Below are 20,182 nucleotides of genomic sequence, written 5' to 3'. Positions count from 1 at the left end.
GGACCTCCCAGGTGGGCAGCGGGTGCTACAGCGTGCTCGGTGCTACAGCGTGCTCGTGAGGGGCCAGCGGGCGTTGGGGGTGACGATGGTGCCGGCGGAGCCGTCCAGGATGCTCTCGGCCTGGTCGAGCCGGCCGATGGCGGCCATGTCGCCGGTGGTCTCGACGAACCGGCACACCGCCTCGACCTTCGGCCCCATCGAGCCGGCCGGGAAGTCGAGGGCGCGCAGCTCGTGCGGGGTGGTGTGGCCGATCTCGCTCTGCCGCGCGGTGCCGAAGTCGCGCATGACCCGCGGCACGTCGGTGAGGATGAGGAAGGCGTCGCACTCCAGCGCCTCGGCCAGCACCGACGCCGTCAGATCCTTGTCGATCACCGCCTCGACGCCGGACAGCCGGCCGTGCTCGTCGCGGATGACGGGGATGCCTCCGCCGCCCGCGCAGACGACCACGACCCCCTCGCGCAGCAGCCGGCGGATCAGCCGGGTCTCCACCACGCGGCGCGGCACCGGGGAGGGGACCACGCGCCGCCAGTGGCCGCCGTCGGGCCGGATCGTCCAGCCGTACTCGCCGGCCAGCTTCTCGGCCTCCTCCCGGTCGTAGACCTGGCCGACGAACTTGGTCGGGTCGCCGAAGGCCGGGTCGACGGCGGAGACGAGCGTCTGGGTGACCATGGCGATCACCTGCCGGCCGGGCAGGGCGTTCTGCAGGGCCTGCTGCATCCAGTAGCCGATCATGCCCTGGGTCTGCGCGCCGAGCGTGTCGAACGGGTACGGCCTGCTCAGGCCGGGGTCGGCGGCGCTCTGCAGGGCCAGCAGGCCGATCTGTGGTCCGTTGCCGTGCGTGATGATCAGCTCGTGTCGCTCGGCCAGCCGGGCCAGCTCCCTGACGGAGGCGGCGACGTTGGCGGTCTGCTGCTCGGCGTCGGGCTGCTGCCCGCGCCGCAGGACGGCGTTGCCGCCCAGCGCGACGATGACGCGCATGGCGTCAGATGCCGTCGCGCTCGAGCGGGCAGCTCATGCAGCGGGGCCCGCCGCGCCCTCTGCCGAGCTCGCTGCCCCGGATGGTGATCACCTCGACGCCGTTGGCGCGCAGGAAGTTGTTGGTGGTGGTGTTGCGCTCGTAGGCGATCACCACGCCGGGCTCGACGGCCAGCGCGTTGCAGCCGTCGTCCCACTGCTCGCGCTCGGCCGCGTAGACGTCCTGGGTGGGCGTCAGGACCTTGATGTCGTCCAGGTCCAGCGCCCGCGCGATCGCCCGGTGCATGTCCTCGGGCGGGTGGTCGGTGACCTTGAGCTCCTTCTCGGTGTCTCCCGGCTCGATGGTGTACGAGGGCAGCATGCCGAGCCCGGCGTACTTGGTGAACACGCCCACGTCGACCATGGTCATCACGGTGTCGAGGTGCATGAAGGCCCGCGCCTTCGGCATGTCCAGGGCCACGATGCGCCGTACCGAGCCCGACTGGAACAGGTGCTGCGCCAGCATCTCGACGGCCTGCGGCTGGGTGCGCTCGCTCATCCCGACGAGCACCGCGCCGCGGCCGATGACGAGCACGTCACCGCCTTCGAGCGTGGCGGGGGCGATCGTGTGGCCGGGCAGCCAGACGTGGTAGCCGTCCTTCTGCGGCCGGTCGAAGCCCTCGGCGAAGGTCGGGTGGAACTGGTAGACGGCCTCCATGTTCACCGTCTCGCGCATGCGGGCCTTCTTGCGCATGGCGTTGACCGACACGCCGTCGTAGATCCAGCACGACGGGTCGCGCGTGAACAGGTGGTTGGGGAGCGGCGGCAGCACGAAGCCGTCGTCGTGCAGCGCGTGGAAGGCCACCGACTTGGGGGAGCAGTCGAGCGCGACGAGCTCGCGCTTGGTGACGCCGCCGGTCAGGTAGGTCTGCAGGGTCGCCGAGTCGAGGGTGTCGAGCGTGTTGCGGATGTCGTCGACGGCCAGCGGGCCGAGGAAGCGCTCGTCCACGATCGCGTCGAGGATGTGCTTGCGCGCCTCGGGGATCTCGACGGTCTCCCGCAGCAGGTCACCGAGGATGTGGACGGTGACGCCGCGCTCGCGCAGCACCCGCTGGAACTCCTCGTGCTCCTCCACGGCGCGCTGCACCCACAGCACGTCGTCGAAGAGGAACTCGTCCTTGTTGGTGGGGGTGAGCCGCTTGAGCGCGAGGTCCGGCCGGTGCAGGAGCACCTGGTGGAGCCGGCCCACCTCCGAATCGACATGGAAGGTCATTGGTCCTATATCCCCCCTGGGACCCGACCGTCACGTCCGGGGGGCGACGCCCTATCTGTCGCGGGGGGCGGGGGTGAAGAGCATGGCCACGGCGAGCACGACCAGGCCGGCCGCGACGAGCCCCATCGTCCTGCCGTAGTCGGGCCTGTCGTGCGCGGTCCTGTGGCGCGCGGCGGGCGGCTGCGCGGCGCGGCGGGAGCTCACGGGGGCGACCGGCGCGATGCGCTCGGCCGTCACCGGGCCGGTGCCGAGCCGCGACAGGCCATGGGCCAGTCCGGGGTCCTCGGCCTGGATCTGGCGGGCGATGTCCTTGAGGACCAGTCGCTGACGTGCGGACAGCGTCATGACGCTAAACCTTCCACAGGGATACTTTGAGGAGGCTTTATACCTTTTCATCCGCTTCTTGCCAAATCGGTGGCCGGCACCCCCGTACGCGTGGCCCCTCCCGTCGTGGCTGGTCGCCCCTGGTACTGTGGGGGCCGACCAACACCCTTTAAGCCCCGTCCCGTGAGGCGGGAAAGGTGGTGAGCTCCCCATGTCCGAAAGCAGGCCCGAATCCAGGGCCGTCCTCGAAGGCCCCGACATCCACCGGGCGCTGACGCGCATCGCGCACGAGATCCTCGAACGCACCAAGGGCGCCGACGAGGTCGTCCTCCTCGGCATCCCGACCCGCGGCGCCACGCTGGCCCGCCGGCTCGGTGAGCGCATCGAGCAGTTCGAGGGCGTCAAGATCCCCGTCGGGTCGATCGACATCACGATGTACCGCGACGACCTGCGGCTCAAGCCCGCCCGCCCACTCGGCCACACCGAGCTGCCGCCCGACGGCGTCGACGGCAAGATCGTCGTCCTCGTCGACGACGTCCTCTACTCCGGCCGCACCGTCCGCGCCGCGCTCGACGCGCTCAACGACCTCGGCCGCCCCACGGCCGTGCAGCTCGCCACCCTGGTCGACCGCGGCCACCGCGAGCTGCCCATCCGCGCCGACTACGTGGGCAAGAACCTGCCCACCGCCAAGAGCGAGAAGGTCAAGGTCTACCTCCAGGAGACCGACGGGCGCGAGGCCGTGCTGCTCATCAAGGAGGCCGCCGCGTGAACCGTCACCTCATCTCCGCCGGCGACCTCGCCAAGGACGACGCCCTGCTCATCCTCGACACCGCCGAGGAGCTGGCCAGGGTTTCGGAACGGTCCATCAAGAAGCTGCCCACGCTGCGCGGCCGCACGGTGGTCAACCTCTTCTTCGAGGACTCCACCCGCACCCGCATCTCCTTCGAGGCGGCGGCCAAGCGGCTGTCCGCCGACGTGATCAACTTCTCGGCCAAGGGCTCCAGCGTCTCCAAGGGCGAGTCGCTCAAGGACACCGCGCTGACCCTGGAGGCCATGGGCGCCGACGCGGTCGTCATCCGCCACGGCGCCTCAGGCGCGCCGCACCGCCTGGCCACCTGGGTGCGCGGCAGCGTCGTCAACGCCGGCGACGGCACCCACGAGCACCCCACGCAGGCCCTGCTCGACGCCTTCTCCATGCGCCGCCGGCTGGGCGGCCTCGACGGCCGCCGCATCACGATCGTCGGCGACGTGCTGCACAGCCGGGTCGCCCGCTCCAACGTGCTGCTGCTCGCCACGCTCGGCGCCGAGGTGACCCTGGTGGCCCCGCCCACGCTGCTGCCCGTCGCCGTCGGCACCTGGCCGTGCGAGGTGTCCTACGACCTCGACGCGGTGCTGCCCAAGTCCGACGCGGTGATGATGCTGCGGGTGCAGAAGGAGCGGATGAACGCCGCCTACTTCCCCAGCGAACGCGAGTACTCCCGCCGCTACGGCCTCGACCGCGACCGCTTCGCCAAGATGCCCGGCGACGCCATCGTCATGCACCCGGGCCCGATGAACCGCGGCATGGAGATCGCCGCCGAGGTGGCCGACTCGCCCCGCTCGACCATCGTCGAGCAGGTCGCCAACGGCGTGACCATCCGCATGGCCGTCCTGTACCTGCTGCTCGGGGGAGAGACCCTAGCATGATCATTAAGAACGTGAGGGTCCTCGGCGGCCGGTCCGTGGACCTCCGCCTCCACGACGGCCTCATCGCCGAGATCGGGCCCGGCCTGACCGGCGACGACGAGACGGTCGACGGCGGCGGCGCCGTCGCCCTGCCCGGCCTGGTCGACCTGCACACCCACCTGCGCGAGCCCGGCCGCGAGGACGCCGAGACCGTGCAGACCGGCACCCAGTCGGCCGCCCGGGGCGGCTACACCGCCGTGCACGCCATGGCCAACACCTCGCCCGTCGCCGACACCGCCGGCGTCGTCGAGCAGGTCTGGCGGCTCGGCCGCGAGTACGGCCACTGCGACGTGCAGCCCGTCGGCGCCGTCACCGTCGGCCTGGAGGGCAGGCAACTTGCCGAGCTGGGCGCGATGGCCGACTCCGCGGCGCGGGTCCGGGTCTTCTCCGACGACGGCAAGTGCGTCAGCGACGCCGTGCTGATGCGCCGCGCCCTGGAGTACGTCAAGGCGTTCGACGGCGTCGTCGCCCAGCACGCCCAGGAGCCCCGGCTCACCGAGGGCGCGCAGATGAACGAGGGCGTCGTCTCCGGCCGGCTCGGCCTGACCGGCTGGCCCGCGGTCGCCGAGGAGGCGGTCATCGCCCGCGACTGCCTGCTCGCCGCGCACGTCGGCTCCCGGCTGCACGTCTGCCACGTCTCCACCGCCGGCTCCGTCGAGATCATCCGCTGGGCCAAGTCCAAGGGCTGGAACGTCACGGCCGAGGTCACCCCGCACCACCTGCTGCTCACCGACGAGCTGGTCGAGGAGTCCCCGGTCGGCGCCTACAACCCCATCTACAAGGTCAACCCGCCGCTGCGCACCCGCGCCGACGTCGAGGCGCTGCGCGCCGCCCTGGCCGACGGCACGATCGACGTCGTCGCGACCGACCACGCCCCCCACCCGGTCGAGGACAAGGAGACCGAGTGGTCGGCCGCGGCCATGGGCATGGTCGGCCTGGAGACCGCGCTCAGCGTGGTGCAGGAGGCGATGGTCGACACCGGCCTGCTCGACTGGGCGGGCGTCGCCGACCGCATGTCGGCCGCCCCCGCCCGCATCGGCCGGCTGCCCGGCCACGGGCAGCCCCTCGAGGTGGGCGCCCCGGCCAACCTCACCCTCTACGACCCCTCCGGCCGCACTCCGGTCGACCCCGCCGCCTTCGCCTCCAAGAGCCGCAACACCCCGTACGAGGGCATGACGCTGCCCGGCCGGGTGGTCGCGACCTACCTGCGCGGCAGGGCCACCGTTCTCGAAGGGAAGCTCACGTGACCGACGCGCTGCTCGTGCTCGAAGACGGGCGGGTCTTCCGCGGCACCCCGTACGGGGCCGTGGGCGAGACGTTCGGCGAGATGGTCTTCAACACCGGCATGACCGGCTACCAGGAGACCCTCACCGACCCGTCCTACCACCGCCAGATCGTCGCCATGACGGCCCCGCACATCGGCAACACCGGCGTCAACGACGAGGACCCCGAGTCCGGCCGCGTCTGGGTCGCCGGCTACGTCGTGCGCGAGCCGTCCCGGATCGTCTCCAACTGGCGGGCCGACCGCTCGCTCGACGACTACCTCAAGGAGCAGGGCGTCGTCGGCATCGCCATGCCCGGCACCCGCGCGCTGACCCGCCACCTGCGCGAGCGCGGCGCCATGCGCGCCGGCATCTTCAGCGCGCCCGCCGAGCCGGTCGAGGCCCTCGTCGAGCGCGTCCGCCAGGCGCCCCCGATGACGGGCGCCGACCTGGCCGCCGAGGTCGCCACCACCGAGCCCTACGTCGTGCCCGCCATCGGCGCCAAACGGTTCACGGTCGCGGCCGTCGACCTCGGCATCAAGGGCATGACCCCGCACCGGATGGCCGAGCGCGGCTGCGAGGTGCACGTGCTGCCCGCCACCGCCACCGCCGCCGACATCCTCGCCGTGGAGCCCGACGGGGTGTTCTTCTCCAACGGCCCCGGCGACCCGGCCACCGCCGACGTCGGGCCGCTGCGCGAGGTGCTGGCCGGCGGCACGCCGTTCTTCGGCATCTGCTTCGGCAACCAGCTCTTCGGCCGCGCCCTCGGCCTGTCCACCTACAAGCTGCGCTACGGCCACCGCGGCGTCAACCAGCCCGTCCAGGACCTGCGCACCGGCAAGGTCGAGATCTCCGCCCACAACCACGGGTTCGCCGTCGAGGCGCCGCTCGACGGGCCGTTCGAGACCCCGTTCGGCCCCGCCGAGGTCAGCCACGTCAACCTCAACGACCGATGCGTCGAGGGGCTGCGGCTGCTCGACGGACGGGCCTTCAGCGTCCAGTACCATCCCGAGGCCGCGGCCGGCCCGCACGACGCCGCCTACCTGTTCGACGAGTTCTGTGAGGTCATGAGCCGTGCCCAAGCGTGAGGACATCAGGTCGGTCCTGGTCATCGGTTCCGGCCCGATCGTGATCGGCCAGGCGTGCGAGTTCGACTACTCCGGCACCCAGGCCTGCCGCGTGCTGCGGGCCGAGGGCTTCCGGGTCATCCTGGTCAACAGCAACCCGGCGACGATCATGACGGACCCGGAGTTCGCCGACGCCACCTACGTCGAGCCCATCACCCCCGAGTACGTCGAGAAGATCATCGCCAAGGAGCGGCCCGACGCGCTGCTGCCCACCCTGGGCGGGCAGACCGCGCTCAACACCGCGGTCGCCCTGCACGAGTCGGGCGTCCTGGAGCGCTACGAGGTCGAGCTGATCGGCGCCGACTTCGACGCGATCCAGGCGGGCGAGAACCGCGAGCGGTTCAAGGAGATCGTCGCCAAGGTCGCCCGCGAGCACGGGCTCAACGCCGAGTCGGCCCGCTCGGTCATCTGCCACTCCATGGACGAGGTCCTCGCCGGGGCCGGCGAGCTGGGCTACCCCCTCGTCGTGCGGCCGTCGTTCACCATGGGCGGTGTCGGCTCCGGGTTCGCCTACGACGAGACCGACCTGCGACGCATCGCCGGGGCCGGGCTCGACGCCTCGCCGACCACCGAGGTGCTCCTGGAGGAGTCGATCCTCGGCTGGAAGGAGTACGAGCTGGAGGTCATGCGCGACAAGGCCGACAACGTCGTCATCGTCTGCTCCATCGAGAACATCGACCCGATGGGCGTGCACACCGGCGACAGCGTCACCGTGGCCCCCGCGCTCACCCTGACCGACCGCGAATACCAGAACATGCGCGACGTCGCCATCGCCGTCATCCGCGAGGTCGGCGTCGACACCGGCGGCTGCAACATCCAGTTCGCCGTCGACCCGCGCACCGGCCGCATGATCGTCATCGAGATGAACCCGCGCGTGTCGCGCTCGTCGGCCCTGGCGTCGAAGGCCACCGGCTTCCCGATCGCCAAGATCGCCGCCAAGCTGGCCATCGGCTACACCCTCGACGAGATCCCCAACGACATCACCAAGGAGACCCCGGCCTCCTTCGAGCCGACCCTCGACTACATCGTCGTCAAGGTGCCGCGCTTCGCGTTCGAGAAGTTCCACGGCGCCGACCGCACGCTCACCACCCACATGAAGTCGGTCGGCGAGGCGATGGCCATCGGCCGGTCCTTCCCCGAGGCGCTGCAGAAGGCGCTGCGGTCGCTGGAGAAGTCCGGCTCGTCGTTCTCCTGGGCGCCGGGCGAACAGCTCGACAAGGACGAGCTGCTCGCCGCCTGCCGCACCCCGCACGACGGGCGGCTGCGCACCATGCAGCAGGCCATCCGGGCGGGCGCCACCGCCGAGGAGCTGTTCGAGGCGACCAGCGTCGACCCGTGGTTCATCGACCAGCTCCTCCTCCTGCACGAGGAGGCCGGCGCCCTCGGCGAGGCCGCCGAGCTGACCCCCGAGACGCTGGAGCGGGCCAAGCGGCACGGGTTCAGCGACGCGCAGATCGCCGAGATCCGCGGCGTCGACGAGGCCCGGGTGCGCGACCTGCGCCACGCGCTCGGCGTGCGGCCCGTCTACAACACGGTCGACACCTGCGCCGCCGAGTTCGCCGCCCGCACCCCCTACCTCTACTCCACCTACGACGAGGAGACCGAGGTCCCCCACGGGGAGCGGCCCAAGGTCGTCATCCTCGGCTCCGGGCCCAACCGCATCGGCCAGGGCATCGAGTTCGACTACGCCTGCGTGCACGCCTCCTTCGAGCTGTCGCGGGCCGGGTTCGAGACCGTCATGGTCAACTGCAACCCCGAGACCGTCTCGACCGACTACGACACCTCCGACCGGCTCTACTTCGAGCCGCTCACCCTGGAGGACGTGCTGGAGGTCGTGCACGCCGAGCAGCAGACCGGCCCCGTCGTCGGCGTCATCGTGCAGCTCGGCGGGCAGACGCCGCTCGGCCTGGCGCAGGCGCTCAAGGACGCGGGCGTGCCCGTCGTCGGCACCTCGCCCGAGTCGATCCACCTCGCCGAGGAGCGCGGCGCGTTCGGCCGGGTGCTGGCCGAGGCCGGGCTGCCCGCGCCCCGCCACGGCACCGCCACCACCGTCGCCGAGGCGCTGGGCGTCGCCCAGGACATCGGCTACCCCGTGCTCGTGCGGCCCTCCTACGTGCTGGGCGGCGCCGGCATGGCGATCGTCTACGACGACGAGACCCTCACCCGCTACATGGCGGGCCAGGAGGGCGGCCACCCGGTGCTGGTCGACAAGTTCCTCGACGAGGCCATCGAGATCGACGTCGACGCCCTCTACGACGGCACCGAGCTGTACCTCGGCGGCGTCATGGAGCACATCGAGGAGGCCGGCATCCACTCCGGCGACTCGGCGTGCGCCCTGCCGCCCATCACGCTCGGCAGCCACGACATCAAGCGCATCCGCGCCGCCACCGAGGGCATCGCCCGCGGCGTCGGCGTGCGCGGGCTGCTCAACGTCCAGTACGCGATGTCGGCCGGCGTCCTCTACGTCCTGGAGGCCAACCCGCGCGCCAGCCGTACCGTGCCGTTCGTGTCCAAGGCGACGGCGGTGCCGCTCGCCAAGGCGGCGGCCCGCGTGATGCTCGGCGCGTCGATCGCCTCGCTGCGCGAGGAGGGCATGCTGCCCGCCACCGGCGACGGCGGCACGCTGACGCTGGAGGCGTCCATCGCGGTCAAGGAGGCGGTGCTGCCGTTCAACCGGTTCCGCGGGGTGGACATCGTGCTCGGGCCCGAGATGCGCTCGACCGGCGAGGTCATGGGCATCGACGAGTTCTTCGGCATCGCCTACGCCAAGTCGCAGGCCGGCGCCTACGGCGAGCTGCCCACCAAGGGCCGCGCGTTCGTGTCCGTGGCCAACCGCGACAAGCGGGCCATGATCTTCCCCGTGCGGGCGCTGGCCGACCTCGGCTTCGAGATCCTGGCCACCGAGGGCACGGCCGAGGTGCTGCGCCGCAACGGCGTCCATGCCAAGATCGTGCGCAAGCACAGCGAAGGCCCTGGACCCGGAGGTGAGCCGACGGTCGTGCAGTGCATCCTGGACGGCGAGATCGACCTGATCGTCAACACGCCGTTCGGCAGCCCCGGCCAGTCGGGCCCCCGGCTCGACGGCTACGAGATCCGCACCGCCGCGGTGCTGCGCGGCATCCCGTGCATCACCACGGTCGCGGGACTCGCCGCGGCCGCCGCGGGCATGCAGGCCATCATGCGCGGCGACGTCGGCGTACGGTCGCTCCAGGAGCACGCACGGGCGCTTCGCGGATAGCTGCCGCGGGAGGTGAAGGAGACTGGCCGGCACACCGGTGCAGGTGACGGGCACGGTGCTGACGACGCGCCGGGTCGACGCCTACCATGCGCTGACCGTGGTGGCGCCCGGCATCGCCGAGCGCTACCGTCCCGGCCACTTCGTGTCCGTCGCGGTCGGGGGCGCGCAGACGTCGATGGTCACCCGGCGCGCCCTCACCGTCCACGACGTCAAGCCCGACTACGGCGGCACGGTGGAGCTGGTCTTCACCGTGCGCGGCCCCGGCACCGCCTGGCTGGCCGAACGCCGCGCCCGCGACACGCTCGACCTCGTCGGGCCGCTCGGGCGGCCGTTCCCGCTGCCGCGCGACCCCGTGCACTGCGTGCTCGTGGGCGCCGAGTACGGCTCGGCCGTGCTGTTCCCGGTGGCCGACGCGCTCATGGAACGCGGCTGCCGGGTCGACTTCCTGCTGGGCGGGGCCGGCGCCGACCGGGTGTTCGGGGCGATGCGGGCCCGGCGGATGGCCGAGACCACCACGCTCACCACCGAGGACGGCTCGCTCGGCCTGCGCGGCAAGGTCACCGACGCGCTGCCGTCCGTCATCGCCGACACCCGGGCCGACGCCGTCTACGCCTGTGGGCCGATGGAGACGCTGCGCGCCGTCACCGCGGTGGCGATCGAGTTCGACATCCCGGTGCAGGTGGCGGTCGAGGAGTCGATGGCCTGCGGGATCGGGGTCTGCATGACGTGCGTCATCCCGGTCATCGGCGACGACGGGACGACCAGGATGGTGCGCGCCTGCGCCGAGGGGCCGGTGTTCCGGGGGGAGCGGGTGCGGTTCGAGGACGTCGGCACCATCCCGTTCGACGCCCTCGGCGCGCCCGGGGGCGGTGCTCGCCATGCGGGCTGAGCCGTACCGGCCGTCCGTGACGCGCACCGCCCGCCACCGGGCCGCCGTCCCGACCGGCGCCACGCCGGGTGCGGCGGTGGCCTGACATGCCGGTGGACATGCGGACGTTCCTCGCGCACGTGGAGCTCGCCAACCCCGTCACGACGGCCGCCGGCTGCGCCGCCTCCGGGCGCGAGCTGGCGCAGTTCTTCGACCTGCACCGGCTGGGCGCGCTCGCCACCCGGTCCATCACCATGGCCCCGCGCGCCGGCCGCCCCACGCCGCGCATGGCCGAGACGCCCTCCGGCATGCTCAACGCCGTCGGGCTGCAGGGCCCCGGCATCGACGCCTTCCTCGAACGCGAGCTGCCCTGGCTGGCCCAGCGCGGCATCCGCACCATCGTCTCGATCGGCGGCGGCACGGTCGCTGAATACTCCGAGCTGGCCCGCCGGCTCGCCGACGCCCCCGGCGTGACCGCGCTGGAGGTCAACCTGTCCTGCCCGAACATCGAGGACCGCGGCCGGGTCTTCGCCCGCGAGGGCAGCGCCGCCGCCGAGGTGATCGCCTCGGTGCGGTCCATCATGCGCTACGACGTGCCGGTCGTCGCCAAGCTCGCCCCCGACGTGGCCGACATCGTCGCGGTGGCCCGCGCCTGCGTCGACGCCGGGGCCGACGCCCTGTCGATGATCAACAATCCGCTGGGCATGGCCATCGACACCGAGGCGCTGCGGCCCTCGCTCGCCGCCGTGACCGGAGGGCTGTCCGGGCCGGCCGTCCTGCCCATCGCCGTACGGTGCGTGTGGCAGGTGCACGCCGCGCTGCCCGGGGTGCCGCTGATCGGCGTCGGCGGCGTCATGACGGGCGCCGACGCCTTCCAGCTCATCCTGGCCGGGGCCTGCGCGATCGGGGTCGGGACGGCGCTGTTCCACGACCCGTACGCGTGCCTGCGCATCGAGCGCGAGCTCGAGGACCTGTTGCAGGCGCGCGGCTTCCACCGGCTGGCCGACGCCGTCGGCCTGGCCCACCGCCCGCCGGGGAGCGCCCCCCGGCACCTGCTCGTCGACTCCGAGGAGAGCTCCCCGTGACGCCCGCACCCATCGCCGTCGCCCTCGACGCACCCGACCTGGAGACCGCCGCCCGGTGGGCCGGGCTGGTGACTCCGCACGTCAGCACGGTCAAGGTGGGCCTGGAGCTCTACCTGCGCTACGGCCCCGACGTGATCGCCTCCGTCCGGGGAGCCAGCGGCGTGCGCGTCTTCCTCGACCTGAAGCTGCACGACATACCCAACACCGTCGCGGGCGCCGCCCGGGCCGTCGCCCGGCTCCGGCCCGCAATCCTCACCGTGCACGCCACCGGAGGCCCGAGGATGATCCGGGCGGCGGTGGAGGCCGCGCCGCACACGCAGATCGCCTCCGTCACGGTCCTGACGTCGCTCACGGAGGCCGATCTCGGCCGCGTCGGCATCCGGGGACCCGCCGACGACGCCGTACGCCGGCTGGCCGCCATGTCGGTCGAGGCGGGCGCCACGGCGCTCGTCTGCAGCCCCAACGAGGTGGCGGCGGTACGCACCGAAGTGGGGCCGGGCATCACGCTGATCACACCGGGGGTACGGCCCGCGGGTGCCGACACGCAGGACCAGGCGCGGGTGGCCACGCCCGAACAGGCGCTCGCGGACGGCGCCGACCTGCTGGTCATCGGCCGTCCCATCACCGGCGCCCCGGACCCGGGCGCGGCCGCCGCCGCCGTCGCCGCTGCCCTGCGCCGCACCACCCCGTCCTGACGCCGCCGCCCGCCTGCGGGGCTCAGGACACGCCGCGCCGATGCCGTCGCGGCCCCGCCGCCTCCGCGTGCGCCCGCGAAGGGACGGCGCCGGTGCGCGGGGCCGGTGCGCGGTGCCGGTGCGGGTGCGGGTGCGCGGGGCCGGGCACGCCGCGCTCACCCCACACCAAGACGCGGCACGCCCGGACGGGCATGCGGCCGGACCCCACCCAAGGTCACCGCCGCCCGCGCGCGGCGGCCCGACGACAAGATCAACGGGCAGCACGCCGGACCCCCGCGTACAAGATCAAATCATGGCACAGACGACGCCGCGCCGCGACTTGGATCATGATGTCGCCGGGTTTGGGACGCAGGTGGGAGCGGGATTTCGGACAGGAGTGATCGACGGGAATGTGATCATCGTCCCATTCCGTCGAGCCGTCGCCCAGGTGGCCGGGAACGGGGAAGTGAGGGCGATTTGATCACCTGGCCGTAGTTTTACCGACACGGAACGTGATGAAGTTGATTTTGTCGTGGGAGAAACTGCCATTGACGTTGCTTAGGGGGCGATGACCAGCTAGTTTCCCTTCCCGTCCGAGTACATCGACAGAAATTCGAGGTGACCCGGCGTGGCTCTTCCTCCCCTGACCCCTGAGCAGCGCGCCGCAGCCCTGGAGAAGGCTGCAAAGGCCCGTAAAGAGCGTGCCGAGGTCAAGAACCGGCTCAAGCATGGCGCGGTTTCTCTGGCTGAGGTGCTCAAGGATGGGCAGACCGACGACGTCATCGGCAAGATGAAGGTGTCGGCTCTCCTGGAGTCGCTTCCCGGCGTGGGCAAGGTCCGCGCCAAGCAGTTGATGGAGCGGCTCGCCATCGCCGAGTCCCGCCGCGTGCGGGGCCTCGGCGCGAACCAGAGGGCCTCCCTCGAGCGCGAGTTCGGTGGCAACGAGAGCTAATCTCGTAGCCACACGAAGCGCTGGTTCAGCAGGGGGGTAGGAAGTGACCGACAGGTCCCGGTCCGGCGGTGCAAGGGTTCATGAGACGGTCCGCGCCGGGACGAAGGTCGGCGACTTCCTCCCCTCCGAGGGCAGGCGCCTGACGGTCCTGTCGGGACCGTCGGGCGTCGGCAAGTCCACGGTCGTCGCCGAGATCCGGCGGGCGCACCCTGAGGTGTGGCTGTCGGTCTCGGTGACCACCCGGCGACCCCGGCCCGGCGAGACCGACGGGGTCCACTACTTCTTCGTCGACGGCGAGGAGTTCGACCGGCTCGTGGCGGCCGGCGAGCTGCTCGAATGGGCGGAGTTCGCCGGCAACAGGTACGGCACGCCGCGCCGGGCCGTCATGGAGAAGCTCGACGCGGGCGTCCCCACCCTGCTGGAGATCGACCTGGAGGGCGCCAGGCAGGTGCGCGGCAGCATGCCCGAGGCCCTGCTGGTGTTCCTCGCCCCGCCCACGTGGGAGGAGCTGGAGAAGCGCCTGCGCGGCCGCGGCACCGAGCCCGACGACGTGATCGCCCGCCGCCTGGAGGCGGGGCGGATCGAGATGGCGGCCGAGCGGGAGTTCGACCTCACCCTGGTGAACACGAATGTCAAAGACGTGTGCCACCGGCTGATAGCCTTGATGACTGACCCTCTGGGGGTCACGACAACCACCAATCGAGAGGTCTGACAATCGTGGCAGGCATTGCCCCGGTCGCCGAGGGCATCACCAACCCTCCGATCGACGCGCTGCTCGACATCGTCGACAGCAAGTACTCCCTGGTGATCATGGGTGCCAAGCGCGCCCGACAGATCAACGCCTACTACTCCCAGCTCGGCGAGGGCCTGCTGGAGTACGTCGGGCCGCTGGTCGAGACGCACGCCCAGGAGAAGCCGCTGTCCATCGCGCTGCGCGAGGTCTCCGAGGGGCTGCTCAACGCCGAGCCCATCGAAGGCGCGGTCTGACCCCTTCGATGAAGGTCGTCCTTGGCGTCAGCGGGGGCATCGCGGCCTACAAGGCGTGCGAGCTCCTGCGCCTGTTCACCGAGTCCGGGCACGAGGTGCGGGTCGTGCCGACCCGTGACGCGCTGCGGTTCGTGGGCGAGCCCACCTGGGCCGCCCTGTCGGGCCGGCCGGTCACGACCGACGTGTGGGACGACGTGCACGAGGTGCCCCACGTGCGGATCGGCCAGGGCGCCGACCTCGTCGTGGTCGCGCCCGCCACCGCCGACGTGCTGGCCAAGGCCGCTCACGGCCTGGCCGGAGACCTGCTGACCAACACCCTGCTGACCGCCCGGTGCCCCGTGGTGTTCGCTCCCGCGATGCACACCGAGATGTGGCAGCACGCCGCCACCCGGGCCAACGTCGAGACGCTGCGCCGGCGCGGCTCGATCGTGCTCGACCCCGCCGTCGGCCGGCTCACCGGCGCCGACACCGGCCCCGGCCGGCTGCCCGACCCCGCCGAGATCTTCCAGGTCTGCCTGCGCGTGCTGAGCGGCCGCCCGCGCGACCTGGCCGGGCGCAAGGTCGTCGTGTCCGCCGGCGGCACCCGCGAGGCCATCGACCCGGTCCGCTACATCGGCAACCGCTCCTCCGGCCTGCAGGGCTACGCGCTGGCCCGCACCGCCGCCGCCCGCGGGGCCGAGGTGACCCTGGTCGCCGCCAACGTCACGCTGCCCGACCCCGCCGGGGCCACCGTCGTCCGGGTCGAGTCCACGGCCGAGCTGCGCGAGGCGGTGCTCGCGGCCGCCGGCGGCGCCGACGTGGTCGTGATGGCCGCGGCCGTCGCCGACTTCCGGCCCGCCGCCCGTTCCGGCTCCAAGATCAAGAAGTCGGACGGCGGCGAGCCCGAGCCCATCCGCCTGGTGACCAACCCCGACATCCTCGCCGAGCTGGGCGCGCGCCGCACGACCCCGTCCCAGGTGATCGTCGGGTTCGCGGCCGAGACCGACGACGTGCTCGCCAACGGTCGCGCCAAACTCGCCCGCAAGGGCTGCGACCTGCTCGTCGTCAACCAGGTCGGCCACGGACTGGCGTTCGGCACCCCCGACAACGCCGCCACCGTCCTCGTCGCCGACGGGGAGCCGGTCGAGGTGCCGCGCGGGCCCAAGGAGGACGTCGCCGACGCCGTCTGGGACCTCGTCGCCGCCCGCCTCGCCTGACCCTCGTCCGCCGTCCCGGCGGGACGCCGCCAATCCCCCTCCGGACCCGTGGACGAGGCTGTTGCGGCGCCCCTGATGCCTGCGGATACTGGGCAGGGAGGGGGATCGATGCCGGTGAGCTCCGCTGTCAGGGATCGCTGCAGGACGTTGCTGGGCGCGCGTGAGGAGATCCGTTACGTCTTCCCCGCCGTCTCCCTCGGGCCGCCGGGCGGGGCCGGGTTCCTCGTCGTGGTGACCGGCGCCGGCGTCTCGGTGCTGGGCACCCGGGTGCTGCGCAGTGACAGGCCCGTGTCGGTGCACGCGAGCTTCCCGCGGCGGACCAGGCTGGGCCCTATTCGCTGGAGGCCTGGACCGAGAATCGAGCTCGGCTCGATGACGCTGGAGTTCGATGAGGAGTACGCCGCGGTGGTCGCGGCGGCCGACGCGGAGGTCTTCGCGCCGGAGACGCTGCCCCCCGATCCGCTGCCCCATCTATGAGATGCACCTAAATGTCCGTAGGGTGTGGCGGTTTCGCGATGGAGCGCCGGGTAGGGCTAGACTTCGGCGAGGCCCTGGCCCGACCACCAGCCGGAGCCGCACATCCGTCAGCAGCCGCTGCATGAGGAGCCACTGAGTTGTCACGTCGCCTGTTCACCTCCGAGTCGGTCACCGAAGGCCACCCGGACAAGATCGCCGACCAGATCAGTGACGCGATTCTCGACACCATGCTCAAGGACGACCCCAAGAGCCGGGTCGCCGTCGAGACGCTGATCACTACCGGCCAGGTTCACGTCGCAGGCGAGGTGACCACCGAGACCTACGTCGACATCCCGGGCGTCATCCGCGAGAAGATCCTGGAGATCGGCTACGACGCCTCGCACAAGGGCTTCGACGGCGCCTCCTGCGGCGTTTCGGTGTCCATCGGCGCGCAGTCGCCCGACATCGCGCAGGGCGTCGACGACGCCTACGAGCACCGCGTCGGTGGCGACGTCGACGAGCTCGACCGGCAGGGCGCCGGCGACCAGGGCCTGATGTTCGGCTACGCCTGCCGTGACACGCCCGAGCTGATGCCGCTGCCGATCATGCTGGCCCACCGCCTGGCCCAGCGCCTGGCGGGCGTGCGCAAGTCCGGCACGGTGCCCTACCTCCGTCCCGACGGCAAGACCCAGGTCACGATCGAGTACGACGGCGACACGCCCGTCCGCCTCGACACCGTGGTGGTCTCCACCCAGCACGCCGCCGAGATCGACCTGCGCGAGATGCTGACGCCCGACATCAAGGAGCACGTGGTCGACCCGGTGCTCGCGGGCCTCGACCTCGACACCGAGGGCTACCGGCTGCTGGTCAACCCGACCGGCCGCTTCGAGATCGGCGGCCCGATGGGCGACGCCGGCCTCACCGGCCGCAAGATCATCATCGACACCTACGGCGGCATGGCCCGCCACGGTGGCGGCGCCTTCTCCGGCAAGGACCCGTCCAAGGTCGACCGTTCGGCCGCCTACGCCATGCGCTGGGTCGCCAAGAACGTCGTGGCCGCCGGGCTGGCCGACCGCTGCGAGGTCCAGGTCGCCTACGCCATCGGCAAGGCCCAGCCGGTCGGCCTGTTCGTCGAGTGCTTCGGCACCGAGCAGATGCCGGTGGAGAAGATCCAGGACGCGGTGCTGCAGGTGTTCGACCTCCGTCCGGCCGCGATCATCCGCGACCTCGACCTGCTGCGCCCGATCTACTCCGAGACGGCCGCCTACGGTCACTTCGGCCGCGAGGGCTTCTCCTGGGAGTCGACCGACCGCGCCGAGGCGCTGCGGACCGCCGCCGGCCTCTGACCCGCCGCACCGGATGCCGCGCCCCACCGGGGCGCGGCATCCGCGCGTTCGGGGCGCTTCCCACGCCCCGCCGGGGGTCAGCTCTCGACGTGCTTCCCGAGCGCCTCGTTCAGGTCCCCGAAGTCGTCCTCCGCCGCCGGCGAGCGGGCGCGACCTGCGCGAACGCCCACGTGCGGGCATGACGGGGTGACGGCTTCTGGTAGACCTAGGGCGTGACCCACCCCGACGACGCCCTCCTGCCGCTCGCCGCCGTGCAGCCGGCGGCACCGGCCAAGGGGGCGCCGGCCAAGGGGGCGCCCGAGCCCGCGCCGGAGCTGCCGGTGGCGCGGGTCGCGGTGGACAACCCGCTGCCGCACCTCGACCGGCCCTTCGACTACCTGGTGCCCGCCACGATGCACGCCGCCGCGCAGCCCGGCGTGCGGGTCCGGGTGCGCTTCGCGGGCAAGCTGGTCGACGGGTTCCTGCTCGAACGCGCCGAGTACAGCGACCATCCCGGCAAGCTCGCGACGCTGGAGCGGGTGGTCTCGCCCGAGCGGGTGCTGACGCCCGAGATCGCCGGGCTGGCCAGGGCGGTCGCCGACCGCTACGCGGGCACGCTGGCCGACGTCCTGCGCCTGGCCGTCCCCCCGCGCCACGCCAAGGCCGAGGCGGAGACCCCGGCGGCGGCGCGGACCGGCACGGCACCCGCCGCCCCGCCCGCCGCGGCGCCCGCTGTCCCGCCCGCCAGCCCGGCCACTGCCGCCGCGACGCCCGCGCAGCCGCCCGCGCAGCCGCCCACGGAGGCGGTCGCGGGGACGCCCGCGGAGGCGCCCGCGGACGCGTCCACGAAGCCTCCCGCCGCGGCGCCCGCGGAGGCGGTCGCGGGGACGCCTGCGGAGACGCCCGCGGGGACGCCTGCGGAGGGTTCTGCGGGGGTGGTCATGGGGATGCCTGCGGAGGCGGTCCGGGAGGGTGGCGCGGGGGCGTCCCCGGGGGCCGGCGTGGGGGAGTGGGACGCGTACCCGATGGGGGCCTCGTTCCTCGACGCGCTGAGGAACGGCAGGGCGCCGCGCGCGGTCTGGCAGGCGTTGCCCGGCGCGGGAGGATGGGCCGGGGCGGTGGCCGAGGCGGTGCTGGCCACCCTCGACGGCGGCAGGGGAGCCGTCGTCGTCGTCCCCGACGGCAAGGACGTCGCGCTGGCCGACGCGGCGCTGGCCCGGGTGCTCGGGCCGGGGACGCACGTGGCGCTCACCGCCGACCTCGGCCCCGCCGAACGCTACCGCCGCTGGCTGCGCCTGCTGCGCGGGCAGGTGAAGGCGGTCGTCGGCACCCGGGCCGCGATGTTCGCGCCGGTGGCGGACGTCGGGCTGGTGGCCATCTGGGACGACGGCGACGACCTGCACGCCGAACGGCTCGCCCCGTACCCGCACGCCCGCGAGGTGCTCGCGCTGCGGGCGCACCGGTCCGGCGCGGCCCTGCTCGTCGGCGGCTACACCCGCACCGCCGAGGCCACCCGGCTCGTCGCCACCGGCTGGGCGCGGCCCATCGTCGCCGCGCGGCAGACGATCAGGACCCGGGCGCCGCGCGTACGGCCCGCGGGGGAGGACGCCGAGCTGGCCAAGGACCAGGCGGCCAGGGCGGCGCGGCTGCCCAGCCTGGCCTGGCGGGCGCTGCGCCTGGGTCTGGACTCCGGGCCGGTGCTCGTCCAGGTGCCCAGACGCGGCTACCTGCCCGCCGTGGCCTGCCAGCACTGCCGCGCTCCGGCCCGGTGCGCGCTGCCGCCCACCCGCTCCGGAGGCCGGTACGCGGCCCACGGCCCTGCGTACGACGCCGCGGCCGTGCCTGAGGCGCTGCCCTTCTCGGGCCGGAGCGGCGTATCCCGGGAGGCGCTCGGCGTGCCGGAGACGGCCGTGGCGGTAGCGGCCGAGCCGGCGGGCCCGCTGGAGGCGCCGGCGCCGCCGGGAAGCTGCCACGGGCCGCTGGCGCTGCGGGCGGGGCACGCGGCGCCCTACTGCCGCTGGTGCGGCCGGGTGGACCCGGGCTGGCGCTGCGCCCGGTGCGGCGGCCCCCGACTGCGTGCCGTGGTCGTCGGCGCCCGCCGCACCGCCGAGGAGCTGGGCCGTGCCTTCCCGTCGGTGCCCGTGCGCACCTCGGGCCGCGACGGCGTGCTCGCCACCGTGCCCGGTGGCCGGGCGCTGGTCGTGGCCACGCCGGGCGCCGAGCCGGTGGCCGAGGGCGGATACGCGGCGGCCGTGCTGCTCGACGGGTGGGCCCTGCTCGGCCGGGCCGACCTGCGGGCGGGCGAGGAGGCGCTGCGCCGCTGGATGAACGCCGCGGCCCTGCTGCGGCCCGCCGCCGAGCTGGTGGTGCTCGCCGACGCCATGCTGCCGGCCGTTCAGGCGCTGCTGCGCTGGGACCCGATCACCCACGCCGAACGCGAGCTGGCCGACCGCGCCGAGCTGGGGTTCCCGCCCGCCGTCCGGATGGCGACGCTCACCGGCGTGCCCTCGGCGGTCCGGCAGATGCTCGACGAGACGCGGTTGCCGCCCGCCGCCCAGATTCTCGGACCGGTGCCCGTCGACGACGGCGGCCAGGAGCGCGCCATGATCCGCGTCCCGCGCGCCGACGGAGCCGCCCTGGCGGCGGCGCTCAAGGGCGCCGGCGGCGTTCGCGCGGCACGCAAGGCGCCCGATGTGGTGAAGGTGAGTGTTGACCCCCTCGACCTGATTTAGGCGA

The 20,182-nt window shown here is 73.1% G+C and carries 18 protein-coding genes; 15 read left to right on the top strand and 3 right to left on the bottom strand.

Annotation, left to right across the window (positions count from 1 at the left end; translation table 11 throughout):
* Nucleotides 1-42: 42 nt before the first annotated feature.
* Genes arcC through ACGF0J_RS24880 form a run of 3 tightly spaced genes read right to left on the bottom strand, consistent with a single transcriptional unit; the run spans nt 43 to nt 2,572 of the window.
* Nucleotides 43-978 carry a carbamate kinase gene (gene arcC, locus ACGF0J_RS24890; RefSeq protein WP_393149365.1) on the bottom strand — a complete coding sequence of 312 codons (936 nt, stop codon included), beginning with the start codon at nt 976-978 and terminating at the stop codon, nt 43-45.
* Nucleotides 979-982: 4 nt separating this feature from the next.
* The gene (locus ACGF0J_RS24885; protein ID WP_393149364.1) at nt 983-2,227 is read right to left on the bottom strand and encodes an arginine deiminase; all 1,245 of its coding nucleotides are present in this window, start codon (nt 2,225-2,227) and stop codon (nt 983-985) included.
* A gap of 51 nt (nt 2,228-2,278) precedes the next feature.
* Complete coding sequence (locus tag ACGF0J_RS24880; protein ID WP_393149363.1) at nt 2,279-2,572, bottom strand: hypothetical protein; 294 nt, start codon at nt 2,570-2,572, stop codon at nt 2,279-2,281.
* 190 nt (nt 2,573-2,762) lie between these two features.
* Between ACGF0J_RS24880 and pyrR the strand changes: the two genes are divergently transcribed.
* The 15 genes from pyrR to ACGF0J_RS24805 all read left to right on the top strand — a co-directional run bounded on the left by pyrR (nt 2,763) and on the right by ACGF0J_RS24805 (nt 20,178).
* Nucleotides 2,763-3,320: a bifunctional pyr operon transcriptional regulator/uracil phosphoribosyltransferase PyrR gene (pyrR, locus tag ACGF0J_RS24875; protein WP_393149362.1), complete on the top strand. Its 558-nt coding sequence runs from the start codon at nt 2,763-2,765 to the stop codon at nt 3,318-3,320.
* Nucleotides 3,317-4,237 (top strand): aspartate carbamoyltransferase catalytic subunit, encoded by a 921-nt coding sequence (locus ACGF0J_RS24870; RefSeq protein ID WP_393149361.1) that lies wholly within the window; start codon nt 3,317-3,319, stop codon nt 4,235-4,237. Before pyrR ends, ACGF0J_RS24870 begins: the two co-directional genes overlap by 4 nt.
* A complete protein-coding gene (locus tag ACGF0J_RS24865; protein ID WP_393149360.1) occupies nt 4,234-5,523 on the top strand; it encodes a dihydroorotase in 1,290 nt (429 codons plus the stop codon). The genes ACGF0J_RS24870 and ACGF0J_RS24865 overlap by 4 nt, the downstream gene beginning before the upstream one ends.
* Nucleotides 5,520-6,626, top strand: a complete 1,107-nt coding sequence (gene carA / locus ACGF0J_RS24860) for a glutamine-hydrolyzing carbamoyl-phosphate synthase small subunit (RefSeq protein WP_393149359.1) — start codon at nt 5,520-5,522, stop codon at nt 6,624-6,626. Before ACGF0J_RS24865 ends, carA begins: the two co-directional genes overlap by 4 nt.
* A complete protein-coding gene (carB, locus tag ACGF0J_RS24855) occupies nt 6,613-9,903 on the top strand; it encodes a carbamoyl-phosphate synthase large subunit (RefSeq protein WP_393149358.1) in 3,291 nt (1,096 codons plus the stop codon). The genes carA and carB overlap by 14 nt, the downstream gene beginning before the upstream one ends.
* 37 nt (nt 9,904-9,940) lie before the next feature.
* Entirely contained in the window at nt 9,941-10,792 is an 852-nt protein-coding gene (locus ACGF0J_RS24850) for a dihydroorotate dehydrogenase electron transfer subunit (RefSeq protein WP_393149357.1), read from the top strand.
* 86 nt (nt 10,793-10,878) lie between these two features.
* Entirely contained in the window at nt 10,879-11,856 is a 978-nt protein-coding gene (locus tag ACGF0J_RS24845) for a dihydroorotate dehydrogenase (RefSeq protein WP_393149356.1), read from the top strand.
* The gene (pyrF, locus tag ACGF0J_RS24840; protein WP_393149355.1) at nt 11,853-12,551 is read left to right on the top strand and encodes an orotidine-5'-phosphate decarboxylase; all 699 of its coding nucleotides are present in this window, start codon (nt 11,853-11,855) and stop codon (nt 12,549-12,551) included. Before ACGF0J_RS24845 ends, pyrF begins: the two co-directional genes overlap by 4 nt.
* 607 nt (nt 12,552-13,158) lie before the next feature.
* Nucleotides 13,159-13,482 carry an integration host factor, actinobacterial type gene (gene mihF, locus ACGF0J_RS24835; RefSeq protein WP_020541698.1) on the top strand — a complete coding sequence of 108 codons (324 nt, stop codon included), beginning with the start codon at nt 13,159-13,161 and terminating at the stop codon, nt 13,480-13,482.
* Nucleotides 13,483-13,621: 139 nt separating this feature from the next.
* Nucleotides 13,622-14,194, top strand: coding sequence for a guanylate kinase (gene gmk, locus ACGF0J_RS24830; RefSeq protein WP_393149544.1), 573 nt, complete (start codon nt 13,622-13,624; stop codon nt 14,192-14,194).
* A 5-nt stretch (nt 14,195-14,199) separates the two neighbouring features.
* On the top strand, nt 14,200-14,469 hold the full coding sequence (gene rpoZ / locus ACGF0J_RS24825) for a DNA-directed RNA polymerase subunit omega (RefSeq protein ID WP_101783051.1): 270 nt from the start codon (nt 14,200-14,202) through the stop codon (nt 14,467-14,469).
* Between the two features lie 8 nt (nt 14,470-14,477).
* Nucleotides 14,478-15,665 (top strand): bifunctional phosphopantothenoylcysteine decarboxylase/phosphopantothenate--cysteine ligase CoaBC, encoded by a 1,188-nt coding sequence (coaBC, locus tag ACGF0J_RS24820; protein WP_393149354.1) that lies wholly within the window; start codon nt 14,478-14,480, stop codon nt 15,663-15,665.
* A 108-nt stretch (nt 15,666-15,773) separates the two neighbouring features.
* Nucleotides 15,774-16,142, top strand: a complete 369-nt coding sequence (locus tag ACGF0J_RS24815) for a hypothetical protein (RefSeq protein WP_393149353.1) — start codon at nt 15,774-15,776, stop codon at nt 16,140-16,142.
* A 137-nt stretch (nt 16,143-16,279) separates the two neighbouring features.
* On the top strand, nt 16,280-17,467 hold the full coding sequence (metK, locus tag ACGF0J_RS24810; RefSeq protein WP_393149352.1) for a methionine adenosyltransferase: 1,188 nt from the start codon (nt 16,280-16,282) through the stop codon (nt 17,465-17,467).
* Nucleotides 17,468-17,679: 212 nt separating this feature from the next.
* Nucleotides 17,680-20,178 (top strand): primosomal protein N', encoded by a 2,499-nt coding sequence (locus tag ACGF0J_RS24805; protein WP_393149351.1) that lies wholly within the window; start codon nt 17,680-17,682, stop codon nt 20,176-20,178.
* Nucleotides 20,179-20,182: the final 4 nt, after the last annotated feature.

The sequence above is a fragment of the Nonomuraea sp. NPDC047897 genome (genome assembly GCF_043204415.1).
Lineage (GTDB): Bacteria > Actinomycetota > Actinomycetes > Streptosporangiales > Streptosporangiaceae > Nonomuraea.
This window is presented reverse-complemented; position numbering and strand designations above follow the sequence as displayed.